The following is an 8,070-nucleotide window of genomic DNA, read 5'->3' on the forward strand; positions in this document are numbered from 1 at the left end:
CACTATGCCGGCCAGCGCATCGACAACTTCCTGCTGCGCGAACTCGGCGCAACGCATGGCGAGGTTCCGCGCTCTCTGATTTACCGCATTCTGCGCACCGGAGAAGTCCGCGTGAACAGTCAACGCGCCAAGCCGACCACCCGACTCGCGACTGGTGATGAAGTCCGTATTCCGCCACTCAAGCTGCAGAGCGCCTCACCGGAACCGGCCGCCGCGATCTCACCGAACTGGCTCGCACGCGCGGCGGACCTGATCGTTTACGAAGATGACGCCCTGCTGGCCGTCAATAAACCTGCAGGCCTTGCCGTGCATGGTGGTTCGAACATCCCTTTCGGCCTGATCGAACTCATGCGCCAACACACGGGACTGGGTGAAAAACTCGAGCTGGCCCATCGCATTGACCGCGACACCAGCGGCCTGTTGATTCTGGCCAAGACCCGCGCCGCCCTGCATTCGCTGCAAACCCAGTTCCGGCCGGAAGGCCATGCCGAAAAGCAGTATCTGGCCATCGTGCACGGTCATTGGCCGGACAAACTCAAACGCGTCGATGCACCGTTGGAAAAGTGGCAGGGCGAGGGTGAATCGCATCGGGTGCAGGTCAGCCCGCAGGGCAAGGAAGCCGTGACCCATTTCGCCGTGCTGGCCGCCAACAAGAATGCCACCCTGCTGCGGGCACAACTTGAAACCGGACGCACACACCAGATTCGTGTGCACACCGCGCACGAGAACCACCCGATCATCGGCGATGAAAAATACGGTCAACGGGAATGGGACAAACGACTCTTTCCATCCACTGGCGCCTCGGCCCGGCGACGCCCACCTCTGCTGCTGCACGCCTATCGCCTGACGCTGACGCATCCGCAAACAGAACAACCACTGCAGTTGACAGCCCCGATCCCGAATAAATGGCGTTCGCTGGCACAACAACTCAACCTAACGCTGCCGGAACACGACCCGACATGAAGCACATCCTACCTCCACCCCAACTGATCATTTTTGACTGGGACGGCACACTGGTTCAATCCACCGGCCACATTGTGCACAGCTTCGAGATGGCCATCGCGCGCAGTAACCTGCCGCCGCTGGCGCCCGAGACGATACAAAGCATCATCGGCCTCGGTCTGGTCGAGGCGTGCCAGACACTCTATCCAAACCTTTCACTTGAGCAGGCGCAGGCGCTGGGAAAAACCTACCAGCAGTTATATTTCAGCCGAACCGATACCCTCGAAACCTATGCCGGGGCGGCAACCCTGCTGAACGATCTGCGTGAAGCGGGCTGCTGGCTGGCCATTGCCACCGGAAAATCGAACAGGGGCCTGCACGAAGCACTTGAAGAAACCGGTCTGGGTCACTACTTTCTTGGTACACGAACAGCCGAGCAAACCGCTTCCAAACCATCACCCTTGATGCTGATGGAACTGCTGGACGAATTCGGGCTGGAACCGGCACAGGCCTGGATGATCGGCGATACTGACTTTGATTTGCTGATGGCACACAATGCGGGCTGCGTCCCCATCGCCATCACCCATGGCGCACACGAAATAGAGCGCCTTCACGCCGCCAAACCGGCCGCCGTCATTCATGATCTGCCCAGCCTGTTGCCGCTGTACCAGTCCGCCACCGCTCAAAAAGTGAGCCAGAATAAAGTGAGTATGAACGAATGAGCACCGCCCAGCCGCCACATGATGATCTGCGCATCGAACCCAATCTCGGCGCAGCATCCGCACAGCACGCGAACGCAGCGGAAAAAACTGCGGCGGGTGATGATGCCTGGGCGCGCGAGGCATTACTCGATCTTGCCCGCCAAGGCCTGAAGGAACAACGCAGTGCACGCCGTTGGCGGGTGTTTTTCCGGCTGATCAGCTTGGCGTTGGTGCTCTGGATCATTGCCTGGATTTCTTTCAGCGGCGATCTGGACGATGGCAAGGGTCTTGTCATCAAGGAACCCTCGGCGGGCATCATCGATATCAGCGGTGTGATTGCCGCAGGGCAGGAAGCCTCCGCGGAGGAAATCATCCCCGTACTGGAAAAGGCATTCAAGAACACACAGGTCAAGGGCATCGTTCTGCGTATGAACACGCCGGGCGGCAGCCCTGTCCAGTCTGGCGAAATCTTTGATGCGATTATGCGACTGCGCAAGGAGTACCCTGCCAAACCGGTGTACGCCGTCGTCGAGGATGTATGCGCTTCCGGCGGTTATTACATTGCGGCCGCAGCCGACAAAATATATGCAAATCAGGCATCACTCGTCGGTTCGATCGGGGTGCGGATGGACAGCTTCGGCTTCGTGGATGCCATACACAAACTGGGCATTGAAAGCCGTCTTATGACCGCGGGCGCAAACAAGGCCATGCTCGATCCATTCTCTCCGGAGAATCCCGTCCAGGTGCAATACATGCAGAACCTGCTTGATCAGGTACATCAACAGTTCATCGATGCCGTCAAAAAAGGCCGGGGCAAACGTCTCGCCAACGACCCCGACCTGTTCTCCGGCCTGATCTACACCGGCGCACAGGCACAGAAGAACGGACTGATCGACGGCCTGGGCACGGTACGCAGCGTGGTTCGAGATGAATTGCACCTCAAAAATGAAGTCGACCTCACGCCAAGCAAGAGCCCATTCGAAGAACTTCTGGGTAAAACCAGTACACAGATCAGCCAGTCGCTGACGAGCCTCTGGGCGGCGAATTTAGGCCCTAAACTATTACCTTAGGCTGCGATCTTGGGATTTGGCTCAGCACACATAGAATGACAGACATGGTCGATCAAATTACTCCCACTGAGACAGAATCTATTCCGGAGGCTATTGTCGCCGAGCCACCGATGTATCAGGTTATTCTGCTCAACGACGACTTCACGCCGATGGATTTCGTCGTCCGCATTTTGGTTGAATTGTTTTACCTGTCGACGGAACAGGCTGAACGCGTTATGTTAGAGGTTCATCATAAAGGTCGAGGCGTCTGCGGCCTGTTTACGCGGGAAATCGCCGAAACCCGTGTCGCGCAGGTCAATCAGGTCTCGCGCCAGAATGAACATCCGCTCTTATGCGTGATGGAACCGGCACCCCAGTAACCCATGGGATCAGATAGGAGTTCTCTGTGTTAAGCAAAGCCTTGGAAACCACTATCAGCCGAGTATTTGACCGATCCCGGCGTCAAAGATACGAGTTTGTCACCCTCGAAGCGCTCACACATGCCCTGCTCGAGGACCCGGACGCACGCGCCGTGCTGGAAGGTTGCAATGCCAACATCTCGCAACTGGCCGTCGACCTGGAAAACCACATTCGCCACACCACACCGCGCATACCGGAAAATGACGCCCGTGAGACACAGCCCACGCTCGGCTTTCAGCGCGTACTGCAACGTGCTGTCATGCAGGTACAGTCCGCTCAACGGAACGAAGTATCCGGCGCGCATGTCTTGGCGGCATTGTTTGCCGAACAGGATTCACATACGGTGCATTTGCTGCATAAGGCCGGCGTGACGCGCCTGGATGTGATCAATTTCATCTCGCATGGTCTGACTCAGGAGGCCCCTGCCACCAGCGAAGCCCCCTCTGAAAAGGAGCGCGAGAAGCCTGAAGTCACTGATGAGAACAGCTTCGAAAACTTCGTCATCAATCTCAATCAGCTTGCCCGCGACGGCAAAATCGACCCACTGATCGGACGCGCTCCGGAAATCGAACGGGTACAACAGATCTTGTGTCGGCGACGGAAAAACAATCCACTGCTGGTCGGCGAGGCCGGTGTCGGTAAAACAGCCCTGGCCGAAGGGCTCGCTCGCAAAATCGTTGAAGGCGAAGTGCCTGAAACCCTCAAGGATGCTGTGGTCTATTCGCTCGACCTCGGTTCTCTGGTCGCTGGCACAAAATATCGTGGTGATTTTGAAAAGCGGCTCAAGATCGTACTGAAAAAAATCAAATCTCTGCCATATGCCATTTTATTTATTGATGAAATTCATACTTTGATTGGTGCCGGTTCTGCCTCTGGTGGTTCCATGGATGCATCCAACTTGATCAAGCCTGCGCTTGCCAATGGTGATTTGCGTTGCATCGGCTCCACGACCCACCAGGAATACCGGGCTATTTTCGAAAAAGATGCCGCGCTCACTCGCCGCTTCCAGAAACTGGATGTCCCCGAGCCCAGCGAGCATGAAGCCATCGCTATTCTAAAGGGGTTACGCAGTGGCTATGAAAAACACCATGGCGTGACTTATTCCGACGAAGCGCTGGAAGCCGCTGTTCGGCTCTCGAGTCGCCACATCTCGGATCGTCATTTACCGGACAAGGCAATCGATGTCATAGATGAGGCCGGTGCCCAACAACGCCTCATAGAGCCACCGCCGGAAAGCAATCTCATTACGGCAGCAGAAATTGAACTAGTCGTCGCCAAGATCGCCCGCATTCCGGAACGCAGCGTGTCCACATCAGATCGCGAAGTGCTGCGCCACCTGGATCGCAACCTCAACATGGTGGTGTTCGGTCAGGAAGATGCCATCGAACAGATCACAACATCCATCCGTATGGCGCGGTCCGGATTGCGCTCTGCAGACAAGCCCATCGGTTCCTACCTCTTTGCCGGCCCGACCGGCGTGGGCAAAACCGAAGTCAGCAAACAGCTTGCCCGCCTACTCGGCATCAAGCTCGTGCGCTTCGACATGTCCGAATACATGGAGCGGCACAGCGTATCGCGACTAATCGGCGCGCCGCCGGGCTATGTCGGTTTCGAAGAAGGCGGCCTGCTCACCGAGGCCATCAACAAAACGCCACACGCCGTTTTGCTACTGGATGAAATCGAAAAAGCTCATCCGGACGTGTTTAACGTCCTGCTTCAGGTAATGGATAACGGCGCATTGACGGACACGAATGGCCGCAAAGTAGACTTCCGGCACGTCATTCTCATCATGACCTCCAACATGGGGGCAGAGATGCTCGCACGCAACAGCATGGGCTTTGTCGTCCAGGACCACAGCCCCGACGGTATGGACGCGATCAAACGTGGCTTCACCCCTGAGTTCCGCAACCGTCTGGACGCCATTGTCCAGTTCAAGGCATTGGCCCCACGTCAAATCGCCAACGTAGTCGACAAGTTGTTACTGGAACTGGAGCAGCAACTCGAAGAAAAGAAAGTCCGTTTGGTTGTCGACGATGAAGTTCGCCAGTGGCTGGGAAGGGAAGGCTATGACGAGGTCTTGGGCGCTCGACCAATGGCGCGCCTGATTCAGGAAAAGATCAAACGTCCGTTGGCAGAAGAGTTGCTATTTGGCGAGCTGGCCGAACGTGGCGGCAACGTCCGGTTCTCACTCGATGAGGCCGGTATCCCAGTGCTAACTATCCAGCCTGCGGAAGAAGCGTTAACTGCGGAATCCCCTGGCTAAAACGGCCACAGCGATACAAAGGGTGATTGAATCAAAGACACGCGTTGAAGTGAGACCCTTACCGACACCCCGCCCGATCCAAGTGTTGGGCGTTTGAGGAAAGAAAGCACGAACGGGGGTCGATTTTGGAATTAACGCGCGCGGAACGAAATCCGACCTTTGGTCAGATCATAAGGCGTCAACTGAACCGTGACCTTGTCGCCCGTGAGAATACGAATGTAGTTTTTACGCATACGTCCTGAAATATGAGCCGTGACAATGTGGCCATTTTCCAACTCGACGCGGAACATGGTATTGGGCAAGGTGTCCACAACGGTGCCTTGCATTTCGATGTAATCTTCTTTTGCCATAAATCCAGCATGTTTCAAAGTGGGCGCAAATTATCAAGCAAAAAGCGTTCAGCTCCAAGCCTTTATTTCAAAAAAACCCCATTACCCCCTGAAATTTCGCTCAATAAAACCATCAAAAATACAACAGGAAAATCATGAATCTGATTGAGTTTCTTATACAGAGACATTCAACACCCGCCAAATACCTTATTGAACCGGCTCCTTCCCATGAAGAATTACAACAACTCATGGCCGCGGCAGAGAGTGCACCGGATCACGGTGCCCTCAAACCTTGGCGGTTTCTGATCATTTCAGGATCGGCTCGGTACGCGCTTGGCGAGCTGTTTGTGCAGGCACTGCTGCAAAGAGCGCCACATACAGAACCCGATCTGCTGGAACGTGAACGCGAGCGCGCCCTGCGAGCACCCATGCTGGTCGTGGCCATTGCCCGATTGGATCATGCGCATCCCAAGGTGCCGGCTACCGAGCAACTCATTGCCGCAGCGATCGCGACGCATCAGTTGATGCTTGCCGCCAACCATCTGGGCTATGGCACCATCTGGCTCACCGGCAGCCGGGTCTATGATCGGCAGGTGATGTCCGGGTTGGGCCTCGCGCCCGAAGAGGAACTCATCGGCTTGATCAATATCGGCACCGTCGCACCCGCAGCATCACCAAGGCAAACCCACCAGCGCAAAACAGACGTTACCTTCTGGCAGGGCGAATAATCACGGGGTAGAATTCTTTAGTTTTCTACTGACTATCTTCTGAAGAATCGGGTTGAGCTTCCAGAATCGAGAGATCTGGAGAAAGACCAAGTTGAACCCCGATGTGTCGATTGCACCAGGCAGCCACGTCAAGGGTTTTTCGATCGTCCAGATAGGCGCCAACCACTTGGAATCCCAAAGGCAGGCCAGACGGTCCACGCCCGACAGGGAAGGTCACTGCCGGTACGCCCATGAGAGTCCAGATTCCGCAGAAGCTGGGATCCCCCGTATTCACCAGAGTTTTCGGCGCCTCTCCGGTAGCTGGAGGCGTCACGATGGCATCGAACCGGGAAAGAAAGGCCTGCAACTCGGCACGCATTTCTTTGGCCGCAACGAGAGCGTTGAGGTAATCCATTGCGGAGATTTTTTTACCCCCCTCGATCAACGTGTCGATGGCCGAACTCGTCTTGCCAGGATGCGCTAATTGCAGGGGCGTATAGATTTGTGCGCCTTCCGCCAACAGGATCGTGCGCAGGATGTCCAGCGCATTTAGGAACGAAGGCGGTAATTCAACCCTTTCGACCTCAGCGCCGGCTCTGGCCAGGGCGTCCACGTTGGCCTCCCAGATTTCCTGCTGGTTCCGATCTGCCAAGGACCAGACAGGGGAACGCACCGCAGCCAATCGAAAGGGACCGGAGTGCGTCTTCCCGGCGACGGCCTCCAGGGAAAACGTTCCAAAGGTGCTTTCTGCAAGGCTTCCTGGGTCAGCGCTGTCATGGCCGACAAGGCAGGACGCGAGATAGGCAGCGTCGTCGAGGCTGCGTGCAAAGATGCCCACGTGATCCAGGCTGTGGCTCAATGGGTTGACTCCCGCCCGGGAGATCAATCCGAAACTGGGCTTGAACCCCACCACTCCGCAATAAGCCGCCGGGCGAATGACCGAACCCACAGTCTGCGTGCCTAAAGCGGCCGACACCATGCCGGAGGCAACCGCCGCCGCTGATCCACTGGAGGACCCTCCCGGCGTGTAGTCTGGATTCCAGGGGTTATGCGTCTTTCCGGGATGGCGCCAGGCGAATTCCGTGGTCACCGTTTTTCCCATGACAAAACCACCAGCCGCCTGAAGGCGGCGAATGACAGTGGCGGACTCGTCCGGCACGTTGCCCTTATAAATTGGGGATCCCATACCGGTCGGTATGCCTCGGGTCAGCATGATGTCCTTGATGCCAATGGGCAGCCCATGCAGTGCACCTAGCGCCCCGCCAGAGGCCATCTGCATATCCGCTTTGCGCGCTGCATCAAGTGCCGCCCCATGATCCAGCCATTCCCAGGCCTTGACCTGCGAATCGAGCCGTTTCACCCGATCCAGGCAGGCATTTGTCAGATCCTCACTGGAAAATTGACCTTCACTGATCCCCTTCAATCCATCCAGCAAACCAAGTGCTTCCAATTCCATGACTCTCGTTCCTCTCTGTTGTTTACCCTAAGGAGCCTCTGATTGAATCGAAAATACTGGGCGGCTGACGTTCAATGCGATTTTTTTCGCTTGAGGAGCCGGTTTTGGCTGAAAATCTCCCCAAATTTCAGCATTTCGACGGTTTTTGGGCAGATTTTCCCTGTGTTCATGCCGCCAGTCTCCCGCGCAGCAAGTAAAGATTC

Annotated in this window: 8 protein-coding genes; 6 read left to right on the forward strand and 2 right to left on the reverse strand. The window is 56.2% G+C overall.

Annotated elements, in window-relative coordinates:
* The 5 genes from M7R55_RS02120 to clpA all read left to right on the forward strand — a co-directional run.
* The coding region (locus M7R55_RS02120; protein WP_298218064.1) for an RluA family pseudouridine synthase at positions 1 to 963 on the forward strand (963 nt) is incomplete at its 5' end.
* On the forward strand, positions 960 to 1,664 hold the full coding sequence (locus tag M7R55_RS02125; RefSeq protein WP_298218066.1) for an HAD hydrolase-like protein: 705 nt from the start codon (positions 960 to 962) through the stop codon (positions 1,662 to 1,664). The genes M7R55_RS02120 and M7R55_RS02125, both read left to right, overlap by 4 nt.
* Complete coding sequence (gene sppA / locus M7R55_RS02130; RefSeq protein WP_298218068.1) at positions 1,661 to 2,713, forward strand: signal peptide peptidase SppA; 1,053 nt, start codon at positions 1,661 to 1,663, stop codon at positions 2,711 to 2,713. Before M7R55_RS02125 ends, sppA begins: the two co-directional genes overlap by 4 nt.
* 44 nt (positions 2,714 to 2,757) lie before the next feature.
* Positions 2,758 to 3,072, forward strand: a complete 315-nt coding sequence (clpS, locus tag M7R55_RS02135) for an ATP-dependent Clp protease adapter ClpS (RefSeq protein ID WP_298218069.1) — start codon at positions 2,758 to 2,760, stop codon at positions 3,070 to 3,072.
* A gap of 26 nt (positions 3,073 to 3,098) precedes the next feature.
* A complete protein-coding gene (gene clpA, locus M7R55_RS02140) occupies positions 3,099 to 5,375 on the forward strand; it encodes an ATP-dependent Clp protease ATP-binding subunit ClpA (RefSeq protein WP_298218071.1) in 2,277 nt (758 codons plus the stop codon).
* 131 nt (positions 5,376 to 5,506) lie between these two features.
* On the opposite strand, the gene infA is transcribed toward clpA, so the two are convergent.
* The gene (gene infA, locus M7R55_RS02145) at positions 5,507 to 5,725 is read right to left on the reverse strand and encodes a translation initiation factor IF-1 (RefSeq protein WP_012824618.1); all 219 of its coding nucleotides are present in this window, start codon (positions 5,723 to 5,725) and stop codon (positions 5,507 to 5,509) included.
* A 134-nt stretch (positions 5,726 to 5,859) separates the two neighbouring features.
* On the opposite strand from infA, the gene M7R55_RS02150 reads away from it, so the two are divergent.
* Complete coding sequence (locus M7R55_RS02150) at positions 5,860 to 6,432, forward strand: nitroreductase (RefSeq protein WP_298218077.1); 573 nt, start codon at positions 5,860 to 5,862, stop codon at positions 6,430 to 6,432.
* A 25-nt stretch (positions 6,433 to 6,457) separates the two neighbouring features.
* Here M7R55_RS02150 and M7R55_RS02155 read toward each other — a convergent pair whose 3' ends face one another.
* Entirely contained in the window at positions 6,458 to 7,867 is a 1,410-nt protein-coding gene (locus M7R55_RS02155) for an amidase (RefSeq protein ID WP_298218079.1), read from the reverse strand.
* Positions 7,868 to 8,070 lie beyond the last annotated feature (203 nt).

Origin of the sequence: Halothiobacillus sp. (genome assembly GCF_027346185.1) — a bacterium.
Taxonomy (GTDB): domain Bacteria; phylum Pseudomonadota; class Gammaproteobacteria; order Halothiobacillales; family Halothiobacillaceae; genus Halothiobacillus.